Here is a 22942-nt window from a genome sequence, read left to right on the forward strand (position 1 = left end):
GCGCCCGCTCCCTGTTCTCGGGGGACCGCCGAGCCGAGCCGGATACTGATGGGATGACATCACCACTCGTCTCGGCCGTCGCTCACTCCGGCCTGACCGTGACCGATCTCGACGACTCGGTGGAACTGTGGTGCTCCGGTCTCGGCTTCACACTCGAACGCGCCTTCACGCTCGATGCGGACACCACGGTCGCGACCACGGGCGTCGACGGAGCGACGATCCGGGGAGCGGTGGTGACGCTCGGAGACCACCGAGTCGAGTTGCTGCAGTACGACCCCCCTCGGTCGGCTCGAGCAGCCGGCTCACCCGCGGACATCGGCACGGTGCACATCGCGCTGACGGTCTCGGACCTCGACCGGGTGCTGGGTCTGTGTGCTGTGCACGGTTGGCGTCCGGTCGGTCCGCCCCACCGGATGACCAGCGGCGCCCGAGCGGGTACACGCATCGTCTACCTCGAGGGTGCGCTCGGCGGCTTCCTCGAACTGATCGCGCCACCGCGACGTCCCCAGCGCGGGCCTGCTCGGTCGTTGACGGAATCCGCGTTCAGCAACCTCGGGAACAAGGAGCTCCCGACTCTCGCAGGGGCCTCAGCGCCGCAGCGGAGACCGGCGCCGCTTTCCTGACGGCCGTTTCGAGCACGCCTGACCTGGAGGAAGCGTCATCCTACGCGTGCCTGTCAGGTAAATGACATAACGTCGACTATCGGATGATTGTGTCGTTGCTTGCGCGCCGCGCTCCTGGCCGGGCGGCTCGCGGGGGCAGGTCTCGGACTCGAGTTGTCACCGCGTCGGCTAGCCAGTGCAGCGAGTCGTCGACGCCGGGCATGGCTGGTGAGCGGGGAATCAGAGGTTCGTGGCGCCCGGAACGATCGCTGACTGCTTCAGCCACGCAACGATTTCGGAGCGCACGGATGCGAAATTCTTGTACGCCGCCATGTCCTCAGGAAGCTCGCCGAGCACGGAGATCAGCTGATCCCGCCACTCGGGGACGTCGGCGAGCTGCGACAGCGGCGCCAGCTGGTAGGCGATGGTGAACAGCACGGCGTCGGTCAGCGGCAGCTTGACGAGGTGCTGGATCTCGATGCGCATCCGCAGCTCGCCGTACGCGCCGGTGGCGATGATGTGGGGGAGTCGGCCGACTGGCCGCGCAGCCACGGCCGAATGGGGGCGTGCGCGCTGGCGCACTGTTCTCTATTGTGAGCGATCTCGCGGCAAAGGAGCCCGGCATGAAGTCAGCATCCTCTCGCACCATCGCCTTGTCCCGCTTACACAGTGGCCCGCGTTCCCGATTCTTCGGCGCCCGAGCATCAAGTCCGGCGATCAACCCGGAGATCGGAGTCGGGAGTAGCGGAACGTCTCCGAGCGATCTCGGCTCCCGCCCGCCGGATGTTGCCGTTGTCGTGGTGCACGGGATGGGCGAGCAGCGCGAGGGCGAGACCATCCTGGAGTGGGCGGAGCCGCTCCTCGGCCGGATCGACTGGGCGATGAAGCGGTCGGTACCCGCCGAGCTAGGAGACACGGTCGGCGTCACAGTCACCCGGTCGGAGCTGCAGAACTGCGACGTCGCGCGCGTCGACGCCACAATCGTCGACGGGGACCGCGTCGAGCGTTCGGCGGTGTTCCTCGAAGCGACATGGTCCGAGTCGTTCGTGCCGGTGTCGCGCACCGAGACCTTCCAGTGGGGCGCCAAGTTCCTCTGGGTCGCGCTCTGGCGGATGTTCACTCACAACTACCGCACGATGCTCTGGGTCCCGCTGACCGTGCCCGGCTGGTTCGGCGGAGCGGGCAGACTCGTCCGGGTCGCTGTCGGAGCCGCGGCCGTCGTCCTGGAGGGCGTGGTGCTCGCAGTGCTAGGGGCCGTCTTGACGGTGTTCCTCATCCTCGCGTCCCCACTGCTGCTCGTGCCCGCCGTGAAGGCGGCGCTGCAGCCGATCGTGGATACCCTCGTCGCCTTCATCGGAGACGTCGCCACCTTCCGCCGCCATCCGCTGCGCAGTGCTGCGATGAAGAAGGTCGTGGCGGATCGTCTGAAGCTGGCGCACCTCCTCCTCGGCGAACGGCCCGACATCGAGATCATCGTGATCGCGCATTCGCAGGGCACCGCGATCACGCTGGCGTCCCTGTACGAGACGGAGCATGAGCGCGCCGACTGGACCACACCCATCCACGTGAACACACTCGGAACCGCCATCAACCTGCTCGGACGTTCGGCTTATCTCGGTCGGCGCGCCAGCGGCATATTCGACCCGGTGAAGCGGTGGAGCGCGCTCGAGCACGGCTTCGCCTGGGACAACTTCTGGGGGATCTGGGACCCGGTTCCGTCCGGACCGATGGGAGACTCGCGGAAGAAGCGCGATGCGCGGTGGCGGAGCATCTACTCCTCCTCCTCCTCGTCCTTGCAAATGTCCGCCCCGGGCCCGCGCGAGCATCCACTGCAGAACACCGCGTCGCCGTTCACCGACCACATCACCTACCCGAAGAACATCCTGCAGGCGATCGATCCGCTCGCCGCTCGGATCGACCCGCGGGTGGCGGCCATGACGGCGGCTCAGTGCCCTCCCACATCGACCGAGCGCTGGGTGTCCGGGATCCGGCGGTCCCGTCCAGTCGCGATGGTCGCCGCACTGGTCATCGCGACGTGGTTCGGCGCACAGGTCGTGGTGCCGTCGATGGCGATCGCGTTCGTCCGTGAGGAGGTCGCGAGGTGGACGGATCCGATCCGCGACACATTCCTCGCGGTGTTCGGCGGCATCCTCGACATCGCCGGTGATCCGCAGCACGCCGTCCTCGTCGGCATCGGGTGGGTGCTGTTCCTCTCAGCGCCACTCGTATGGCTACACGGGCTCTTTGCGTCGCGGAACGAGCGCGCTCTGGTGTGGCCGGATCGGGCGAAGGAGTCGGCCGGGTCAGATCAGTCCGACGGCGCAGCGCCCGCGTCGCGCGGCACTCTTCTCGCAGGTCGGTTCCGGATCGTCACGCCGCTCGTCGTGTACCTGCTCGGCGTGGTCGTCGCCGTACTGCTCTGGCAGCCTCCCAGCGCCGAACACGTCGTCTGGGTGATCGTGTGCCTACTCGCGGCCGTTCTCATTCCGTTCTCGGTCTTCGCTCCGACCCCCGGAGCCGTATTCACTGATACGGCGCCGGCGCAGACGAGCCCTGGCACCTGAGCGCCGCTCACGCAGCTTCTGTAGCTCGAGGCGCAACGCCGAAGTGCCCGACGCCAGCAGGGCCTCAATCAGCCGGAGCCTGCGATGACGGGCGAGTGCAGCCCGGCTGGGCGCTGTGCCGTATCCGCCGCGCCGACAGCTGCTTCCTGATTCCACCCGCAAGATCTGCGGTTCTCGCAAAGCGCCCGACCCCGGCGCAGTAGGCCCGTGCGCCGTTCCACGTCGCGTAAATGACCGGTGTATCACTCGGCCGGTCCTCTGCTTATGAACAGCGAGTGCCGCAATCCGTCCGCCGACAGCCGTGGGCTCGTTCTCCGACAGGCCAAGGAACCCATCCATCGCTGGCGACGTCGACCACAGGGCGTCGCCGTGTTCGGCAAGGAGGGCATGTTGAAGCTGTGGAGCGCGTCGAACGCGTTCCTCTACCTCGGCAGCGTGAAGGAGAACGACTTCCTTCAGCACGTCTCCGAGCTCGTCGGGGACTACGACCGCGAAACGACCTCCGCCAGCTACAACAAGGGCGTCTGTTCGACGTCGACCGCGTCGAAGCGTGAGCGGATCCTGACCGTGGACGAGCTCGGTGCGATGCCCCGCGGCCGCGCCGTGATGCTCTCCACCGGATCCCGGGCTGCGCTGCTGCGCACCGTGCCCTGGTACGAGGGCACGAAGGAGAAGGTCGAGGCGATCAAGGCGTCCATCGCCGCCCACGACCCCGCGACCACCCCGGTACGCGGCGCCGAGCGGGCTTCCGTCGCGACGACGTCGGCGCGGCCGGTCGCGCCCGGCGCTGAGCCGGTCGTGGCAAGTGTCGAGCCGGCTCCGGCGATCGACCTCGCCGTCTCGATGCGGGCTCTGATGGAGAACGAGGACGCGAAGCGGACGGAGGCGCAGCGTGACTGACGACGATCCGCTCGCGGGCGGAGACGTGCAGGAAGCTGCAGGCCTCTCGGCCGCCGTCGACGGGGACCGCGACACCGCGACCACGTGACTGCTCGGTGGGTTCGACGTCGACGCGATCGCCGCGAGAGAAGTCGCGGACGTCATCACCGGGATCATCGCTGGGATGACGAAGGAGGCCCTGGAACTTGCGCTGACACCCGCGCGGGTCGAGCTGATGCAGGAACGAGCCGAAGCGGCCGTGCAGCGCTCGTTGGAGGAGGACTCCGCCCCGACCCTCGTCTACGGCTCCGCCGACGAGTGGCTGCGGAAGTACTGGCGATACACCTACCGCCGACGCGTCTCCGCCAAGGGCCAGGGCACCGGACGCTGGCGCGCCGACTGGTGGACCGTCGATGAAGCCGTGCAACGCATCGAAGCGCTCTGGCGCAGCTGGGAAGCGTCAAGGCTCGACGCAGGGCTCGGGATCAGCACCTGGTGGATCAACCACGCCGAACCTCACATGGGCGCCCTGCTATCCACCGAGGGGCCGTTCACGGGCGCGACAGACGAAAACCTGCCGGGCGAACCGCTGCCGTATAAGAACCCGCCGACGGGCATGTTCGAACCGGATCGGCAATCCCAGTGAAAGCCCTTTTTGCGAACTGCTGGATGTGCCAGCTACGGCGACGAGAGCAGAGAAGCGCTCGAGCGTCTCGGACAATTCCTGCTTGCTTCGTCGAGGCCGACGGAGGGCGGCGGAGCATCGGCTGACTGAAGTCAAGTGCGGGCTAGGGCGGGCTGCCCGTCGCTGGACGCGGGTCTTTGACCTCCTGGCAATCGCCCGCACGGCGTTCGATCCCTGCTGCTCGAGGCGCTGCAGGGCTGCCACCCGATGGGGGCCCTAGGCACCAGCGGAGCAAGGGTGGGGAGCCCTGTTTGCTGAAGCGGAGGAACGAGTCGGTGCTGCAGCCAGCACAGACCGGCGGCAGCACCGACTCTCTAGAGCGCGTTGACGTGAGCGACGCCACCGAGCCAGGCCAGGCTCGGCTTGGGCGTGCGCTGGAAGGTCTTGCGGTCGACGGCGACGAGGCCGAACGTCGGTGCCCAGCGTCCCCACTCGAAGTTGTCCAGCAGGCTCCAGTGGCAGTATCCGCGGACGTCCACTCCGTCCGCGATCGCGTCGAGCAGGCCGGAGAGGGCGTCTCGCGTGTAGGCGATGCGACGCTCGTCGTCCGGGGTGGCGATGCCGTTCTCGGTGACGAGGATCGGCACGTCACCGACCACGTCTCTCGTGTGACGCAGGGCGGCACCGAGAGCGTCCGGCCGGTACGCCCATCCCATCAGGGTGTTGTCGGGGTGCTCAGGGTGGGGGACGACGCCGTTCTCGTCGACCGGCTGGCTCGTGTACGACTGGACGCCGATGTAGTCATCGCCGCGCGCGGCTTCGAGGTACATGTCCTCCCAGCGGTGCTGCACTTCGTTGAACTTCTCCTCGGCGCCCGGTGTCGCGGTGAAGGCCTGGTTCGCGACGGTCCAGCCGACCTGGGCTCCAGTGAGGGAGCGGATGAGGGGTGCGGCCTTCAGGTGGGCGGCGATGAGGGCCTCACCGAACTCGGGGTCGGGATCGGGGACGGAGGGGTAGGGGTTCCCTGCGGCCATGATGCGGGCGGCGCCGTGGTTCATGGCGACGACGTTGGGCTCGTTGATGGTGCAGATGTAGGGGACGTCGCCGAGGATGGTGCAGGCCTGCTCGACGTAGCGGAGGAAGGTCTCCGTTGCGTCCTCGGCCAGCCAGCCGCCGCGCTCCCCGAACCAGATCGGGTGGGTGAAGTGGTGGAGCGTCACGATGGGAGTCAGGCCCAAGCCGAAGGCGGTGTCGATCATCCGCCGGTAGTGGGCGAGCTCAGCGCGCGAGAACGCGCCGGGCAGCGGTTCGATGCGCGCCCACTCGATGCTGAAGCGGTAGGTGGTCAGTCCGGACTCGGCGAGCAGGCGCATGTCCTCCTCGTACCGGTGGTAGCTGTCCAGAGCGTCGCCGCTCGCGTCGATGTAGCCGGCGGCGATCTGCTCGAGCTGCCACCAGTCGTTGTTGAGGTTGTTGCCCTCGATCTGGTGCGCGGCGGTGGAGGCGCCCCAGAGGAATCCGTCGGGGAAGGATCGTGTCATGGGTGATGCTCTTTCTGGTCGGTGAACGGTCGGTCGTCGGCGACTGCCGCGGTACTGGGAGGAGTAGGAGGGCGGGGAGCTCAGGACGGGTGGCTGTCGGCGATGATGTCGTCCAGTTCGTTCCGCGGAACAGGCGCTCCGGAGATGGCGAGGAACTGGGTCATCGTCATCGACGTCATCATCGCCATGTGCTCGGGCGAGATCTCGACCGTGTCGAAGCCGAGAGTGCGGAGGACGCGGTCGGCGACGAGAGGGTGCTCGAACCACTCCCCGAGCGGGGTGTCCATGGTGAGCGCGGTGATCACGACGTCTCCGGAGAGGTCGAGCGAGAGCTCGTGGAGGACGGTGTCCGCATCCGCAGCGATCTGCACGAGGTGTGCTCCCGGTGCGATCAGCCATCGGCCGTGCCGGATGTCCCAGTAGGCGAAGGATCGACGGGGGAGCTCGAGGCGGACGGTGGTGCTCTCTCCGGCGTCGAGTTCGACCTTCTGGAAGGCGCGGAGCTCGCGGGCCGGTCGTCGTACCGGCCCGGCTTCGGTTGCGACGTACACCTGCACCACGTGCTTTCCGGCATGGGTCCCGGTGTTGGTGACGGTCACCGTCACGGTGGCTGCATCCTCGCCGACGCGTTCGAGCCGCGGAGAGGTGACATCGAACGTGGAGTAGGAGAGCCCGTGTCCGAAGGGGTACCGGGTCGCGGTCTCGGTCGTCGTGAAGTACCGGTAGCCGACGAGGACTCCCTCGCCGTAGCGGACGTGGCCCTGCTCGCCGGGGAAGTTGATGCTGCTCGGGTGGTCCTCGAGGCGCAGCGGGATGGTCTCGGCGAGGCGCCCGGAGGGGTTGACCCGACCGAAGAGGATCTCTGCGAGCGCGCGTCCGCCTCCCTGGCCGAGGAGGAAGCCCTCCAGGACGGCGTCGACGTCGTCGTGCCACCCTTCGAGGGAGACGATTCCGCCGTTGGAGAGCACGACGACCGTGCGCGATGCGACCGCGGCGACCGCGCGGATGAGTTCGACCTGGTCGATCGGAAGCTTGATGTCGCCTCTGTCGATGCCCTCCGACTCCGCCGATTCGCTGAGACCGGCGAACACGACGGTGACGTCGGCGCGACGAGCGACGGTGATCGCGTCTTCGAGGAGTTCCGGGCTCGAGGAGCCTCGAGTCCGGAATCCGGGGGAGTACTCCACAGCGACGCTCTCCTCGACGGCGAGATCGCGAATGGCCTCGAGCGGGCTGTCGACGCGAGTGGCGTGCACGTGTGCGCTGCCGCCGCCCTGGAAGCGGAGGGTCTCGGCGAACTCGCCGATGACGGCGAGGCGGGTGCTCGGCTGAAGCGGCAGTGTGGTGCGGTCGTTCTTGAGCAGGACGGCGCATTCCCGGGCGAGGTCGCGGGCGAGCTCGTGATGTGCGTCCTGGTCGATGGCGGGCCGTGGCCGGCGCGGGCGGCGGGCCAGGGCGGCGACGCGCGCGATGCTGGCGTCGAGGGCGGACGAGTCGAGCCGTCCGGAGGCAATCGCCATCCGCAGGTCCTCGTCGTGCGAGGCGTCGCCGCCAGGCATCTCGAGGTCGAGACCTGCCTCGAGCGCTGCGACGCGATCGACGACCGCGTTCCAGTCCGAGAGGACGAGGCCCTCGAAACCCCACTCCTCCCGGAGGACATCGGTCAGGAGCCAGGCGTTCTCCGAGCAGAACACTCCGTTGATCTTGTTGTAGGCAGTCATGACGGTCGCGGGTGCGGCTTCCGTCACGATGCGCTCGAACGCGGGGAGGTAGATCTCCCTCAACGTCCGCTCGTCGACCTCGGAGCTGATCGTCTGCCGGTTGGTCTCCTGGTTGTTGGCGGCGAAGTGCTTGACCGAGACGCCGGGCCCCTCGTCTTGAAGGCCGCGGGTGAAGGCGGTGCCGAGGACGCCGGCGAGCAGGGGGTCCTCGGAGTAGTACTCGAAGTTCCGTCCGCACAGCGGCGACCGCTTGATGTTGACGCCGGGACCGAGGACGACGTCCACACCTTGAGCGAGAGCCTCGCGACCCAGTGCAGCGCCGAGGCGAGCTGCCACCGTCGGGTCCCAGCTCGAGCCGACCGCGACTCCGGGCGGGAAGCAGGTGGCCGGTTCGCTCTCGAAGACTGCCAGGTGGTCGGACCGTCCCTGCTGGTGGCGGAGGCCGTAGGTTCCGTCGGCGAGAACAGTGGAGCCGACGCCGAGCTCGGGGATCGGCTCTGTCTGCCAGAAGTCGAGGCCGGACAGCAGGCCGGCCTTCCGCTCAGCGGAGAGCGAGGAGATCGCCGGGCCGTCGAGCGCCGATTCCTGTTCGGGTGTGGAGTCGCCGTTGATCACGTGGTGTGCCTTCTTCTCGTCGCGGATCTGGTCAGTCGGAGGTGACGGTTGCTGCGAAGCGGTCGCTTCGGCGGTCGTCGTGTGCGGTTACGGTGCGCTCTGCGCGACCTCGGGTCTGCGCCTGCGCGGTGATGGTGATGGTTCCCGGCTCACCTGTCGGGCGGACCACGGCGAGTGCGCGTCCGCGGAAGGTGGTCCGCCGTGAGGCGGTGAAGTCCTCCGCCGTCGCAGGAGCAGCCGTTCCGAGTCCGATCAGCTCGCCAGGACCGGTGACCGTGACCGCGACGGGTTCATCGACGAGCATCTCGACGATGCCGTTCTCATCCGCGAGTGTGATCTCGGCGAAGACGAGGTCGTCCCCTGCCGCTTCGATCCGGGTCGAGTCGGTCTCGATCCGCACGCCGACGTTCGCAGCTGCAGTCCGCAGCGTCGAGCGGGAGACCTCAGTGCCATTCCGGTAGGCGACCGCGGTGAGGGTGCCAGGCTCGTAATCGGTGGTGAAGGCTGCAACGAATCGGCCGCGCCGGACGCGACGACGTCCGATCCTGCGGCCATTGAGGAGGAGCTCGATCTCGTCAGCGATCGAGTAGACCTCGATCTCCGCCGTGCGGCCTTCGCAGCCGCGCCATGACCAGGACTCGACCGCGTCGGTCCTCCGCCACGCCGACCTGACCATCGGGGTGCCACTTCGATCGAGTGGGCGGACGCCGATGGCCGGGGCGTCGAGCACTCCCCAAGCCGCCTGGGCGACGCGCAAGGTGATGTCGGGCTGTCCGATGAGGTCGAACATCCCAGGTCCTGCGATCAGGTAGGGATAGGGCTTGGACAGTCCCGCCTTCTTGCCGGGCACCCAGACGGCGACGCCCGCTTCGCCGAGGTACTCCCAGCCGGCCCAGACGAAATCGCCGATGATCGCCGGGTGCTTCTTGACGAGCTCCCACGCTCGAGGCACATCGCTCGGAAGAGTTTCCGATCCGAGGATGACCCGGTCCGGATAGGCCCGGACGTCGTGCCGGTACCGTCCGATCCCGTAGTTGTAGCCGGCGATGTCAACCTCAGCGAACGCCTCTCGGGAGGCCTTGTCGGCTTTCGGGAGCCGCGAGGCGATGTCCATCATCCGCCCGATCTGGTTGATCATGACGTTCGCCTCAGTGCTTCCCGCCATGGAGGTCTCAGCGCCCGAATCCTCCTTGTAGGGGGACTTGTCCAGCGACACCATCAGGTTGAGGAAGAGGTTGGTGGCGACGGTCACCGGCCGGTCCGGGTCGAGGCGGTGCAGGTAGGCGGTGATCTCGCGGGTGAGGGCGACACCCTCGGGCTTCGCGGTCTCGGGGATCTCGTTGCCGGCCGCGTACATCACGACGCTCGGCCGGTTCCGGTCTTTCTCGACGAGGCGGTCGGCGTCCTCGCGCCACGTGTCGCGGAAGCGCCAAGCGAAGTCGTGCTTGGTCTTGGAGACGATCCAGTAGTCGGCGAGCTCGTCGAGCACGTACATGCCGAGCTCGTCGCAGGCGTCGAGCAGGTGGCGGGACATCGGGTTGTGTGCGCTGCGAATGGCGTTGAAACCGGCCGCCTTGAGCTTGCGTACACGGCGGTACTCCGCCGCGCGATGGGTCGCGGCGCCGAGGACGCCGTTGTCGTGATGGATGCACGCGCCGCGCAGCTTCACCGTCTCGCCGTTGATGCGCAGTCCCTGCCGAGCGTCGACCGAGAGGGTTCGCAGTCCGACGCGCTCGTGACGACTGTCGACGGTCTCGCCGTCGATCTCGACGCGGGCGGCGAGGTCGTAAAGGAAGGGCGTGTCGGCCGACCAACCCTTCGGATCCGGAACCGAAAGCGTCACGGTCGCCTGTGAGCCGGTGGCCGAGCCCGAAGCGACGACCATGTCTCCGTCGAGCAGGTCGATGTCGACACGTACGCGGTCGTCGGCGTTCTCGAGAAGGCAAGCGACCTCGACGGTCGCAGATGAGGGCGAGAACGCGAGTGTCCGCACCCGCAGCCCGTCGGGTGCGATGTGAATGGCCGGGCGGAGGACGAGATGAACGGAGCGGTAGAGACCTGATCCGGGGTACCAGCGGCTCGCCGGCTGCTTCTCGTTGTCGACCACGACGACGATCTCGTTCTCCGCGCCCCAGACGATCGTGTGCTCGACGGGGAGTTCGAACTCCACGTAGCCGCTGCGCACTGTCCCGACGAGCTGTCCGTTCACGGACACCGTCGCGTCGCCTTGCACGCCTTCGAAGCGCAAGCCGACGAAGGGGGACGACGTCTCATCGGCGTTCCACACCGTCCGGTAGACGTATCGGCCGCCGGGGAAGTACGCCGTGTCGGGGCCGCCCGGCGCGTCCGGCGTCCGGGTCTCGCTGATCATGGCGTCGTGCGGGAGCCGGATCGAGCGCCACTCCGTCGCGCCCTCCGCCTGGAATTCCCACTGGTCGAGTGCACGGTGCTCTGTCGAGCGAGCTGCGGCGGTCATCGTCGTCCTCTCCGAACGCGGCCACTTCGCGACCACGATTCACGCAGCCAAGCACATGCTTTGACGCGCGTCAAATAGGTCGGTCGTCGCCTGCACTCCGAGGGCGCGGGTGATCCGGCATCGACGATGATCCGACGAAATCGAGTCCGGTCGCGGTGTCGAGCGGCGCCTGCGTCAGAGATCTCGATCGGTATTGACGCGCGTCAAATTAAGTGCTTCCCTGAGTCCGAAGACCCGGCCGAGCGCAGTCGCCCGACGGACCAGAGTGCCCGATGACGGGCCCAGGATGAAGGCAAATCAATGAGACGCAAAGACGCGGCGAGCAACGTGCCGAGCAACACGCCCATCGAGGAGGTCTCGCAACTCACCTTGCGCGCAGAAGACGCGGCCGATGGCGCTGGTGTCGAAGCACCAGTCTCCAAGGTGGGCCCGGGCTTCATCTTCACCTACGGCCTGACGTACTTCGGCTTCTTCCTGTGCCTGTTCATGCCGGCCCTGTTCAGTCTTCCCTACAAGATCCAACTGATCGATCCGGCAAGCAAGGAGACCGCCCTCGGTCTGATCGTCGGAATCAGTGCTGTCGTTCTTCTGCCGATCGGCCCGATTCTGGGAGTTCTGAGCGACCGCAGCAAGTTCTCCTGGGGGCGTCGCAGGCCTTTCCTCCTGCTGGGCCTCGCCGCCTTCGCAGTGAGCGCGTTCGTGATTGCGACTGCGCCGACCGTGCCGATCGTCCTGCTCGGTTACGTCGTCGCGCAGTTGGGCGTGGCGCTCGTGAGCGTTGCACTGAACCCTGCGCTGGCCGAGCTCGTTCCGCAAGCGCAGCGAGGGAAGCTCGGAGCCTTGAGCGGTGTGATGGCGTCCATTGCTGGAGTCTTCGCCACCTTGGTGGGCAGTCTCCTCATCGGCAACCTCCTGCTCCTCTTCCTGCTTCCTGTCGGGGTCCTCGCGGTCGGCGTGGCGCTGTGGATCGTGGTCGTTCCGGACCGGCCCGCGCCGGAGCGTTTCCAGTCCGTCAGACTCGCAACGGCACTGCGGTCTCTCCTTTTCAACCCGCTGAAGCACCTCGACTTCACCTGGGTGTGGATCGGCAAGCTCTGCATCGGCGTGGGAACGGCGTTCTTCAGCACCTATCAGCTGTACTACCTGCTGGATCGGCTCGGATTCACCGTGGAGCAAGCAGGACAGCAGCTGGCTGTAGCTGGCGGTCTGGCGCTGCTCGCCACCGTCGGATTCACCATCCTGGGCGGTTTCCTCTCCGACAAGCTGCACCGTCGTAAGCCCTTCATCTACATCGCGTCAGCCATGATCGCCTCGGGCATGGTTCTCGCAGCCTTCGCGCCGGACTTCGGCGTCTACATCATCGGAGCAGTACTGCTCTCGGCCGGCTCCGGCGCCTTCAACTCGGTGGATCTCGCTCTCGCCTCGGAGGTGCTTCCGGATCCGGAAGCGGGTGGGAAATGGCTGTCGATCTACCAGATCTCCGGGACCATCGCGACTGCTGTCGGTCCCGTGATCGCACCGCTACTCCTCGCCATCGGCGGAGGGTCGGGCAACTACACCGCCCTGTTCATCGTGGGAGGCCTCTTCGCCCTCGGTGCTGCCGTCACCGCATCTCGAGTGCGTGGCGTCCGATAACTCGAGCTGAACCTACCGGGAAGCTCTGCGGAATCGGAAAGCCGTCCGTCTGCCGAGGAACGACTTCTGATGGTCGTTCGTCTTGAAACGTGGTGGCAGAGGAACTGGCTCGGCCGTCACGCGGACCAGATCGTCACAGCACGCAGGAGCGGCTGAAGAGGTATCGCCCTCTTCAGCCGCTTCTCTATTGGACGAAGGTCTTTCTTGCGGTGTGGCGTCTATCGAGGTTCGAGCGAGCACCGAGGCGTACGGACACCCCTGCGTGCTGAATCGCACACGCGAACGTCGTGGCTGGCGGTTCCCATGTGCCGACGCGATCCACGCTGAGGGAGTCCCGCTTCGCAGACGGCGATCTGATATCGACACGAGCCACTAGCGGGCACGGGCTTGGCATGTCTGCTCACCCACCGCGCGAGACCGAGCGCTCTGAGCACAACCTCACCGAGACTTCGGAGAAGGCCGTCGGCGAGTGCTCTTCCGTCGCGGATGCGGTTCACTCTCCATCCAGCATCCGAGGCTGATCGAGGGGCGAGTAGTGGCGTCCGCTCCGAGGGAGGCTCTTTCACGTGCTCGGACCCTGCTCTCCGGGCCGGCGGGATGCAGCGTGTGCCTCGGTCTGCGCAGGGGTGTCCGGCGTCTCGGGAGGTTCGGCGCTCACCTGGTGCGATCGGACTGACCGGCAACCTGGCCGTACCGTCGGCATGCCAGGGCCAACGACCCTGGTCGTGGTGGCAGAGGAGAACGGGCCGGCCAGTAGCCGAGGAGCGTTCGGGCGTGCTCAGCGACCCGGAACCAGGCGATCCCGCTCTGCCCTCACAAAGGATAAGTCGCAGGTCGCCGGTCTTCCACGAAGACTTCGCTCATCTGGTCGGCAGCCTCCCGGGCGCTGCTGTGCTGAGTATCAGGGAGGCTGCCGACGAAACGTGAAGTGACGGTTCCGGTTCTGTACGAACCTATCGCGCGGGTCCGACCTGTTACAGCGACGCCAGAGCCGCCCGGAGATCGCTCTCGAGCTCTGGAGTGCTGTGGGGAATGGCCGTGAGCAGCATCGCAACGGTGATGCTCGCAGCTTCCGCTCCTGATGCATCGATAGGGAACGGAAGGTGCTTCTTGAAGACCTGGGTCAGCGCCCGCCACGCAGTCCTATCGGCGGCGAGTGTCTGCAGCGACGTGTCGAAGGTGTATGTCTCGCGCTGCTCCTCGCTGACGGCGTATGTCCAGGTGTGCGTTCCTGACTGCACTTCCAGCGTCGAAGCCACGGGGTGATCGGGGAGGACGACTTCTGCCGATGCGCCCTCCGGTACGGTCACCGTCACCGTCAGCTCACCGGCGGTCTTGCTCCAGGACACACGTATCTGGCCGCGGATGGTGTCGTGCACGAGTTCCGCGGAGGTGAGGCCGCCTCCCGGCTGCGGCGCGATCCTCATGCGCCGGTAGCCGGGTTCGAGCGCTTCGAGGCCACCGATGACGCGGTACATCCATTGCGCGATGGATCCGAGCGCGTAGTGGTTCAGTGAAGTCAGACCGGAGGAGTCCAGCGAACCGTCGGGGCGGATCGCGTCCCATCGCTCCCAGATGGTCGTAGCGCCTTGGGTCAGGGGGTACAGGAAGGACGGGCATTCCTGTTCCGTGAGGAGGAGGTAAGCGACGTCGACGTGACCGGTGTCCGAGAGGGCGTGGGCGACGAGCGGTGTCCCGACGAATCCGGTGGAGATCCTGTATCCGGCCTTCGTCACGAGCTGCGCCAGGCGAGCGCCCGCGTGCTCGCGCTGCTGCGGGTCGAGCAGGTCGTAGCAGATCGCCAAGGAGTAGGCGGTGGCAGAGTCGCTGACCAGCCGACCCGAGCGCGACACGTACTCGTCGCGGAACGCGTCCCGAACCCGGCGCGCCAGGGTCGTGTATCGAGCCACCTGGTCGTGGAGGTCGAGCACGCGTGCCGCTTCGGCCATTTGACTGACGGTCTTCGCGAAGCAGGCGGTCGCGACGAGGTATCGATCCGTCTTGCCGCCGGCTGCGTCCTCGGACGGCGCGTCCGGGTCGAGCCAATCGCCGAACTGGTGCCCTGAGCTCCACCGCCCCGTCGCATCGAGCAGCGACTCGACTTGATCCACATAGGCGGTCATCGCCGACCAGTAACGGCGAAGGAACCCCTCGTCCCCGTACTCCCGGTACAGGATCACCGGCAGCCCGACGATCACGTCGCCCCACTGGGCGGTGGGCGCCGAGGGAAGGCCCGACACATCGGGGACGAAGAAGGGGATGAATCCCTTCTCGCGCTGCTCCGCAACGACGTCCTGCAGCCAGGAGCCCAGGACGTCACGCACGTCGTAGAGGAAGGCCGCCGTGGGCGCGAACGTGTGGATGTCACCGGTCCATCCCAGGCGCTCGTCGCGCTGCGGGCAATCGGTCGGGACTCCGACGAAGTTTCCGCGCATCGACCATACGACGTTCTCGTGCAGTCGGTTCAGAAGGGGATCTGACGTCTCCAGCCATCCGGTCCGCTCCATGTCACTGTGAACGACCACCGCGACGAGGTCCGCAGGGTCGAGGTCCCCCGGCCAGCCCTCGATGTCCACGTAGCGGAATCCGTGGAAGGTGAAGGCGGGCTCCCACGTCTCCTCGCCTTCGCCTCGGAGCGTGTAGCTGTCCGTGGCTTTCGCCGTACGGAGGGTCTCGTACTCAGGTTCTCCCTGAGCGTTGAGGAGCTCGGCGTGACGGAACGTCACTGTCTGACCTGGTCGACCCGTGACCCTCAGTCGAACCCACCCCGTGAGCACCTGACCGAAGTCCACGACGGTACGGCCTGCGGGCGTGTTGATGACGGACGTCGCTCGAAGCTCTTCGATCCGACGAATGGGGGGCGGGCCGTCCTCGATGAGCGCGGAGAGGTTGGAATCGTGCACGGTCGCGCGGGACCAGGTGGCGTCGTCGAACTGGGGCGTCTGCCAACCCGACGGCTCCAGTCGAGCATCGTAGGTCTCGCCGTCGTAGATGCTCGCCGAGCGCACCGCTCCCTCACCGACGCGGAACGAGTCGTCGGTGACGATCAGCTCAGTGCGGTCCCCGTAGTCCAAAGTCAGTTCCATGTAGAGCGCCGGGCGATCGCTGTAGTGGTGCCGCTTGAGTTCATATCCCATGTTTCCCACCGCCCATCCCTCGGCGACGAGCGCACCCAGGACGTTGTCACCTTCGCCGAGGTCTCCTGTCACCTCGTACTCGGAGACGGCGATTCGGTGATGGTAGGAGGTCCACCCGGGAGCAAGGACATCCGCTCCGACACGCCGTCCGTTGACGAGACTGGTGACGATGCCCAGTGCCGTCACTCGGAGGCGCGCGGACCTCAGCCCTTCGCCGACGTGGAAGACGCGCCGGAAATAAGGGACCGGGTCTCCCTCCGCTGCCGCATGACCTGCAGCGATGAACTGTGCTCCTCCTGGGGAGCTGATGTGGGATTCGGTCATGTCGGGGCCCTTCTCTGCGCCTCACAGCACTCTGATCTGCGCGGGAGAACGTGCAGAGCCTTGACGCAATCATAGAATTTGACGCGCGTCAATCTCCTCGAAGCGCGTCCGGGTCCGAAGGCGGTCGCGGCCCGGACTCCTGTCCACTCTCGGCGTGTTCTCGCGGCTCCTGCTCGAGCTGGGGGCCGTCGGGCGAGCGTCTTCGTGCCTTCCTCTTGTCCGTCTGTCATCGACCCGTTGGCCTTGGCCGAGATGCACCAGGCCGATAGGCGTACGAGCACCGCCTGTCTTTCGTTCGGCATCTGAGAGCGTCCGCGCCGACCAGCCGTGCTGATCCTCAGCGGTGCGGGTAGTGGTTCGTCGCGCGTGTAGTTCAAGGGATCTGGCCACGCGTTGCCGGGTCAGCGGCGTCCGTCCTTCGCTGGCATCGAAAGGCCCGGGAATCATGCGAAGCTGAACTCGCCGGAAGGAGGGCGCATGACCACCAGTGCTGAGGTCGCGAGTCACGCGGGTCTGTCCCGGTCGACCGTGAGCCAGATCCTGAACGGACGCGATCACCTGTTCACGCCGGAGACCATCGCCCGGGTCAGGACATCCGCCGCTGCGCTGGGCTACCGGCCGTCGCTCGCGGGCAGGACCCTCGCACGTGGGACGAGCGACATCGTCATCACCCTGATCCCCGATGTGACGTTCAATCCGAGGCTCCGCGAGCTGGTCGACGTCGTCAGTGCGGGTCTCGCGCAGGCCGGACTGACGAACCTCCTGCAGTTCGTGGGTGCGCAGACCCTCCTCGAAGACACGATCCTCGGGCTCAAGCCCTTCGGCGTCGTCAGCCTCGCACCGCTCTCCGAGGAGCAGCGTCGACGCCTCCTCGCTCAAGGAGTGCATCTGATCGTTCAGTCGACCTCGGTGCAAGCGGCCATCGACCGGGCCATCGGAAGACTCCAGGCAGAGCACCTCATCGAAGCCGGCTACGACATCCTCGGAGTCGCTGTACCCGTTGCCGCGAGGGAGCGGAAGTTCGCCCTTCCGCGCGAGGAGGGCGTGACGCGGTTCGCGGCATCGCGTGGTGTGACGATCATCCCGACGCTGCATGTGGCGCTCGAACGCGGCGGATCCGAGAACGCACTCCGAAGTCTGCCTCCGGAGCGAATCGGGATCGCGGCATACAACGATGAGGTCGCAATGGCGGTCATCGGGGCTGGCTCACGGTTCGGTCGATCCGTCCCGATCGATCTCGGCGTCATCGGGGTGGACAACTCCTCCATCGCTCAATCGATGACACCGACGATCACCACCGTCGACTATGACATCGTCTTCAGCGGACACGCCATCGTCGAAGCGCTCCTTCGAGGTTCCGAGGACGCAGGCTCCGATGCAGAGAGCGTTCACCAGGTCGAGGAACGTCTGCGTGTGGTTCAGGGAGAATCCACATCGCTTTCACAACGCGCGTCAGACGAGAACTGACTGTCGCAGATCGCGTCTTCATCAGGTCTCACACAGCAGAACGGAGGCCGAGGCTCTCGGTCTTCGAATGAATCACATCGATCGGCCTGACCGGGTGTACGCCCACGGCACACGCAGGGCAGCGCGTTGATCATGGCAGGTCGGCTTTCGCACGATCGACCAGCTCGAAGCACAGTCGAGTGGCGAAACGGGTGAGACAGGTGACGTTCGACGGACCGCCGACGCTGTTCAGCATGCACGCGGGGACGTCGCCGCGCGGGGCGCAATTTCGGGCGTGATGCTGTTTTCTTGCCCGGCCCGAGCACCGAATTGACCTGGAGCGCGCCGCGGCCAGAGAACTGAGCTGCGTTCCAGATCTCGCTCGGCGTCGCGCCGGTAGGAATCCTGGTACGCACTCGTGTCGCCGACTGGGCGTCGGCGGTGAACGAGATGTCGGCGAGGCGGGACCGGCGGAGTGCTTAGGCCCCGCGCTCCTCGTCGATCGAGTTGGCTCCGTCGACGACCAGCAGCTGGCCTGTGATGTAGGACGCACTGCGGCCGGCGAGGAACGCCACGGCGGCCGCGACCTCCAGCGGGGTTCCTGAGCGCCCAATGGGAGTCGCCGCTCCCATCGCGATCTCGTGCTCGCTGGAGGACGACGTGACGATCCATCCGGGCGCGACTGCGTTGACGGTGATGCCGGCGGCGGCGACATCGACCGCAGCACCCCTGGTCAGCCCGAGCATCCCGGCCTTGGCGGCATGGTAAGCGACGTCGCCGGAGTACGCCATGACGGGACCCGAGAGGGACGACACATTCACGACGCGGCCGTAACCGACGGCTCTCATTGCGGGCACCACGGCCCGCATCATCCGCAACGCGGTGGTGAGGTTGCGGTCCAGGGACATCGTCCACTGGTCGATCGTGATGTCGTCGATCGCAGCGGGGGAGTCGGTCGTGGACACTGAGGTCATGCCGGCGTTGTTGACCAGGACGGTCGGCTCGCCGAAGGCGCGGCGCGTGGCCTCGAGCACCGCGTCCACCCCGAGCTGCCCCGTCAGATCGGCCACCACCCCGTGGGCGTCGATGCCGGCCCGTCTCAGGTCGGCGACGCGGTCCTGGATGCGCTCGGTCGTTGAGGTGACGACGACGCGCATGCCGTTGCGCCCGAGTAGGAGCGCCGTCGCGGCGCCAATTCCCTCGGCGCTTCCCGCTCCGGTCACGATGGCTATGTCGCTCGAGTCAGTCACGGTGTCTCTCCTTTTAGGTAGGGGCCGGCTGCGAGGCATGCGGTCGTCAGACGGTGGACTCGGCCGAAGCGTGATCAGGCGCCTCCAGCATGAGGCAGCCGCCGGCTTTCTCAAACCAGGAACCTGACATAATCTCCACCACTGTCGATAGTTGTGCGCCCGCTCCCGTTCTCGAGGGACCGCCGAGCCGAGCCGGATACTGATGGGATGACATCACCCCTCGTCTCGGCCGTCGCTCACTCCGGCCTCACCGTGACCGATCTCGACGACTCGGTGGAACTGTGGTGCTCCGGTCTCGGCTTCACACTCGAACGCGCCTTCACGCTCGATGCGGACACCACGGTCGCGACCACGGGCGTCGACGGAGCGACGATCCGGGGAGCGGTGGTGACGCTCGGAGACCACCGAGTCGAGCTGCTGCAGGACGACCCCCCTCGGCCGGCTCGAGCAGCCGGCTCACCCGCGGACATCGGCACGGTGCACATCGCGCTGACGGTCTCGGACCTCGACCGGGTGCTGGGCCTGTGTGCCACGCACGGTTGGCGTCCGGTCGGTCCGCCCCACCGGATGACCAGCGGCGCCCGAGCGGGTACACGCATCGTCTACCTCGAGGGTGCGCTCGGCGGCTTCCTCGAGCTGATCGCGCCACCGCGACGTCCCTATCGCGGGCCTGCTCGGTCGCTGACGGAATCCGCGTTCAGCAACCTCGGGAACAAGGAGCTCCCGACTCTCGCAGGGGCCCCAGCACCGCAGCGGAGACCGGCGCCACCTGACCCGGAGGAAGCGTCATCCGAGGCGCATCCGTCGGATTGCTGACACAGCGTCGATCATCGGTCCCTGGCACGGTTCGCCCGGCGCCCCGCCGCCTCACTCCGCGATCAGCGACCGCAGCTCCCGCACCCCCGCGACCACGTCGGCCCCGAGCCGACCCGCCTGCACCGCCGCGCGCAGCGGCAGCGTCCGGTGCGGCTGCAGCAGTCGCCGCGCCGCCGTGCAGGGCAGCGCATAGCCCGCGACGACCCCGGCGTCGATGCCGTCCAGCCCGCCGTCGTCGCGCCCGAAGACCAGCTCGCGCCCCTCGCGGGCCAGCTCCTCGGGCAGCGCGCTCTCGCCGACCGGCAGTCGCACCGCGGCGAGGACCCCCGCGGCGACGATCCGGCGCCGCAGCGGCCGGCCGATCGAGTCGGCGGCGAGCTCGCCGAAGAAGTCCGCGTGCCGCTCGAGGATCCCGGCGACCGTCTCGGCCAGCCGCTCCATCTCGGGGTGCAGCGACAGCCGCGCCAGGCGGCGGTAGGCGTGCAGCGCGATCTGCGCGTCGACCGCCAGCGCGAGCGCGATCGGCCCGGCGAGCAGTCGCGAGGCCCGGTCGCGGAGCACCTTCGGCGCGGCGATCGGCTCGGCCGGCCCGGTGTCCACGCCGCGGATCCGCGGTGACGCCGCGAGGACCTCGCCCAGCGCGTCGGCGATGCGGTGCCGCTCGGCGGCCCACGACGTCGCGAAGGTCCGCACCCGCGGGTCCGGATGCGCGCGCGCGAGCGGCAGCACCCGCGCGATGGCGGCGTGCTCGAGCGCCCGGAGATACGCCGCCGCGACGATCGCCTCGCGGTCGAGCGGTGTCTCCTCGAACTCGCGGATCGAGAAGTGGTCGTGCAGGCTGCCGTGCGCGCTGCGGCGGTAGCTCTCCACGTCGAACGGTTCCGCGATGCCCATGCCACCCGCCCTTCGCGATCGACCGTACCGCCATCCTGGGCCCGGAAGCTGAACAGCGGAAGGGTTCGCCGCTGCCAGACTGGAGCCCGCGCGCCGCCCGGCCGCGGGGACGGGCAGTGATGGGGTCACGCGGGTCTGCGATCGTCGCGATCGTCCTCGCCGCCGTCTGCTTCGGCACCACCGGCACCGCGCAGTCGCTCGGTGCGGCGGACGTCGATCCACTGCTGCTCGGCGCCGCCCGCATCGTGCTCGGCGGGACCCTGCTGGCCGCCCTGCTCGGGGTCGAGACGGCGCGCGCTCCCCGGCGCGCGACGCGGAGACCGCGCGGATCGACGGTCCTGCTCGTCCTCCTCGGCGCGGCGGGCGTCGCCGCCTACCAGCCCGCCTTCTTCACCGGCACCGCCGAGAACGGCGTCGCGGTCGGCACGATCGTCGCGCTCGGCTCCGCTCCCGCCTTCACCGGACTGCTCGAGTGGCTCGTGCTGCGCACCGCGCCGAGCCCGCGCTGGTTCGTCTCGACGGCGCTCGCCGCGGTCGGCGTCGTCCTGCTCGCCGGGCTGCTCACCGGCGGGGGAGCGGGAGGCGTCTCCGTGCTCGGTCTCGCCGGCTCGGCCGGGGCCGGCGCCGCCTACGCGCTCTACGCCGTCTGCGGCAAGCTGCTCCTCGAGCGCGGCTTCAGCCCGGCCGCCGCGATGGGCGCGCAGTTCGGCGCGGCCGCGCTGCTCGCGCTGCCGGTCCTGCTCGCGGGCGACCCCGGGCAGCTGGCCGGATCGATCCCGGCCGTCCTCTGGCTCGGCGTCGTCACCGTCGCGGTCGCCTACACCTTCTTCGCGCGGGGCCTGCGAATCCTCCCCGCCGCGACCGTCTCGACGCTGACCCTCGTCGAGCCGGCGACGGCGACCCTGCTCGGCGTCGCCCTGCTCGGCGAGCGGCTGACGCCGGACGCGCTCGTCGGCATCGTGGTGCTCGTGCTGGCCGTGCTGCTGCTGGCGCTGCCCGCGCGCCGGGGGAGTGCGCGCCGCGCGGTCATCGCGCCTGAGACGCCGTCGAGCCGCGCGGAGTAGCCTCTGCCCTGCCGCGGCGCGCGAACGCCTGACCGATCGACTTGAGGGGCGGAACCGATGACCAACCCCTGGCTCGCCCTGCCCGGCAGCGGTCGTCGCCGCCCCCTGGTCGAGGCCTCCTGGGAGCGGGCGCGCCGCCACCGCCTCGACCCGGAGCGGCTGACCGCCCCGCTGTCCTTCTCGAGCGACGAGCTGCGCGACTACCGGATGGGCCACCCGCTCGCCTCGGTCCTGCCCGTCATCCGGCGCCTCCTCGTCCGCGACGCCGATGAGGACAGCGGCGTGCTCGTCGCCGTCGGCGACGCCCTCGGCCGGCTGCTCTGGATCGACGGCGACCAGCAGCTGAAGAGCTCCGCCGAGCGGATGCTCTTCGTCGAGGGCGCCGCCTGGGCCGAGCCCGACGTCGGCACCTCCGCCCCCGGCACCGCCCTCGTCCTCGACCACGGCGTGCAGATCCACGGCGCGGAGCACTTCGCCTCGCTCGTGCACCCGTGGAGCTGCACCGCGGTGCCGATCCACGACCCCGAGACCCACGAGATCCTCGGGGTGATCGACATCACCGGCGGCGCCGAGGTCGTCGCCCCGCAGACCCTTCCGCTGATGGAGGCGACCGCGGCGGCCGTCGAGAGCCAGCTGATGGTGCAGCGGCTGCAGCGTCCGCGCCGCTCGCACCCTCGGCCCGCGGCGGCCCGTGCGCCGAGCCTGCGCGTCCTCGGCCGCGAGACCGGCGTCGTCACCGCCGGCGGCGTCGAGCTCGAGCTCTCCACCCGGCACGCCGAGATCCTCACCCTGCTCGCCTGGCATCGCGCGGGACTCTCGGCGGAGGCGCTCGCGCACCTGCTCTACGGACGCGAGGATGCCGTCGTCACCGTGCGCGCCGAGATGGTGCGCCTGCGCAAGCTCCTCGAGCCGCGCCTCCCGCGACTCGTGCCGCTCTCCCGGCCCTACCGCCTCGCCAGCCCGGTCGACCTCGACGCGCGCCAGGTCGTCGGACTTCTCGACCGCGGGGCGCACCGCCTCGCCCTCGACGCCTACGCGGGCGCCCCGCTGCCCGGCTCCGACGCCCCGGGCATCCGCGCCATCGCCGACGAGCTGCGCGGTCGGGTGCGCGCCACCGTGCTCACCAGCGCCGCGGCCGAGACGCTGCTGGCCTACGCCCACGGGCCCGACGGCCGCGACGACGCCGAGGTCTGGGCCGAGCTGCTGCGGATCCTGCCGCGCCGCTCGCCCCGCCGCGCCGGCATCGTCGCCCACCTCGAGGAGCTCGAGGCCGAGCAGCGCTGAGCGCTCGCCGCGGCACTCGCCGCGCAACCTCCCGCAACCTGCCGCGACGTAGCGTCGGATCGAGCGCAC

Annotated in this window: 16 protein-coding genes; 9 read left to right on the top strand and 7 right to left on the bottom strand. The window is 68.3% G+C overall.

Annotated features, from left to right (window positions below):
• Nucleotides 1-53: 53 nt before the first annotated feature.
• Nucleotides 54-623, top strand: a complete 570-nt coding sequence (locus tag GSU72_RS03960; protein WP_159983904.1) for a VOC family protein — start codon at nt 54-56, stop codon at nt 621-623.
• Nucleotides 624-842: 219 nt separating this feature from the next.
• Here GSU72_RS03960 and GSU72_RS03965 read toward each other — a convergent pair whose 3' ends face one another.
• Nucleotides 843-1184: a heme-dependent oxidative N-demethylase subunit alpha family protein gene (locus GSU72_RS03965; protein WP_159983905.1), complete on the bottom strand. Its 342-nt coding sequence runs from the start codon at nt 1182-1184 to the stop codon at nt 843-845.
• 227 nt (nt 1185-1411) lie between these two features.
• On the opposite strand from GSU72_RS03965, the gene GSU72_RS03970 reads away from it, so the two are divergent.
• From GSU72_RS03970 to GSU72_RS03980, 3 genes are all read left to right on the top strand, one after another.
• Nucleotides 1412-3166, top strand: a complete 1755-nt coding sequence (locus GSU72_RS03970; protein ID WP_159983906.1) for a hypothetical protein — start codon at nt 1412-1414, stop codon at nt 3164-3166.
• Nucleotides 3167-3430: 264 nt separating this feature from the next.
• Nucleotides 3431-4066 carry a TraM recognition domain-containing protein gene (locus tag GSU72_RS03975; RefSeq protein WP_279631723.1) on the top strand — a complete coding sequence of 212 codons (636 nt, stop codon included), beginning with the start codon at nt 3431-3433 and terminating at the stop codon, nt 4064-4066.
• Nucleotides 4067-4229: 163 nt separating this feature from the next.
• Entirely contained in the window at nt 4230-4691 is a 462-nt protein-coding gene (locus GSU72_RS03980) for a DUF4913 domain-containing protein (RefSeq protein WP_159983908.1), read from the top strand.
• Between the two features lie 353 nt (nt 4692-5044).
• Here GSU72_RS03980 and GSU72_RS03985 read toward each other — a convergent pair whose 3' ends face one another.
• The 3 genes from GSU72_RS03985 to GSU72_RS03995 form a co-directional block, all read right to left on the bottom strand.
• Nucleotides 5045-6211 carry a family 1 glycosylhydrolase gene (locus GSU72_RS03985; RefSeq protein WP_159983909.1) on the bottom strand — a complete coding sequence of 389 codons (1167 nt, stop codon included), beginning with the start codon at nt 6209-6211 and terminating at the stop codon, nt 5045-5047.
• An 80-nt stretch (nt 6212-6291) separates the two neighbouring features.
• Nucleotides 6292-8547 (bottom strand): glycoside hydrolase family 3 C-terminal domain-containing protein, encoded by a 2256-nt coding sequence (locus tag GSU72_RS03990; protein ID WP_244255961.1) that lies wholly within the window; start codon nt 8545-8547, stop codon nt 6292-6294.
• A 31-nt stretch (nt 8548-8578) separates the two neighbouring features.
• A complete protein-coding gene (locus GSU72_RS03995; protein WP_244255962.1) occupies nt 8579-11059 on the bottom strand; it encodes a glycoside hydrolase family 2 TIM barrel-domain containing protein in 2481 nt (826 codons plus the stop codon).
• A gap of 264 nt (nt 11060-11323) precedes the next feature.
• On the opposite strand from GSU72_RS03995, the gene GSU72_RS04000 reads away from it, so the two are divergent.
• On the top strand, nt 11324-12658 hold the full coding sequence (locus tag GSU72_RS04000; protein WP_159983910.1) for an MFS transporter: 1335 nt from the start codon (nt 11324-11326) through the stop codon (nt 12656-12658).
• A 974-nt stretch (nt 12659-13632) separates the two neighbouring features.
• Here GSU72_RS04000 and GSU72_RS04005 read toward each other — a convergent pair.
• Nucleotides 13633-16119: a family 78 glycoside hydrolase catalytic domain gene (locus GSU72_RS04005; RefSeq protein ID WP_159983911.1), complete on the bottom strand. Its 2487-nt coding sequence runs from the start codon at nt 16117-16119 to the stop codon at nt 13633-13635.
• Nucleotides 16120-16596: 477 nt separating this feature from the next.
• Here GSU72_RS04005 and GSU72_RS04010 point away from each other — a divergent pair, with 477 nt between their 5' ends.
• On the top strand, nt 16597-17586 hold the full coding sequence (locus tag GSU72_RS04010) for a LacI family DNA-binding transcriptional regulator (RefSeq protein ID WP_159983912.1): 990 nt from the start codon (nt 16597-16599) through the stop codon (nt 17584-17586).
• Nucleotides 17587-18044: 458 nt separating this feature from the next.
• Here GSU72_RS04010 and GSU72_RS04020 read toward each other — a convergent pair whose 3' ends face one another.
• The gene (locus GSU72_RS04020) at nt 18045-18815 is read right to left on the bottom strand and encodes an SDR family NAD(P)-dependent oxidoreductase (RefSeq protein ID WP_159983914.1); all 771 of its coding nucleotides are present in this window, start codon (nt 18813-18815) and stop codon (nt 18045-18047) included.
• A 207-nt stretch (nt 18816-19022) separates the two neighbouring features.
• Here GSU72_RS04020 and GSU72_RS04025 point away from each other — a divergent pair, with 207 nt between their 5' ends.
• Complete coding sequence (locus GSU72_RS04025; protein WP_159983915.1) at nt 19023-19631, top strand: VOC family protein; 609 nt, start codon at nt 19023-19025, stop codon at nt 19629-19631.
• 51 nt (nt 19632-19682) lie between these two features.
• Here GSU72_RS04025 and GSU72_RS04030 read toward each other — a convergent pair whose 3' ends face one another.
• Complete coding sequence (locus GSU72_RS04030) at nt 19683-20525, bottom strand: ferritin-like domain-containing protein (protein ID WP_159983916.1); 843 nt, start codon at nt 20523-20525, stop codon at nt 19683-19685.
• Nucleotides 20526-20644: 119 nt separating this feature from the next.
• On the opposite strand from GSU72_RS04030, the gene GSU72_RS04035 reads away from it, so the two are divergent.
• Together GSU72_RS04035 and GSU72_RS04040 are read left to right on the top strand one after the other, a co-directional pair.
• A complete protein-coding gene (locus tag GSU72_RS04035; protein ID WP_159983917.1) occupies nt 20645-21589 on the top strand; it encodes an EamA family transporter in 945 nt (314 codons plus the stop codon).
• 57 nt (nt 21590-21646) lie between these two features.
• Nucleotides 21647-22873, top strand: a complete 1227-nt coding sequence (locus GSU72_RS04040; protein WP_159983918.1) for a GAF domain-containing protein — start codon at nt 21647-21649, stop codon at nt 22871-22873.
• Nucleotides 22874-22942: the final 69 nt, after the last annotated feature.

The sequence above is a fragment of the Rathayibacter sp. VKM Ac-2760 genome (genome assembly GCF_009834185.1).
GTDB lineage: Bacteria > Actinomycetota > Actinomycetes > Actinomycetales > Microbacteriaceae > Rathayibacter.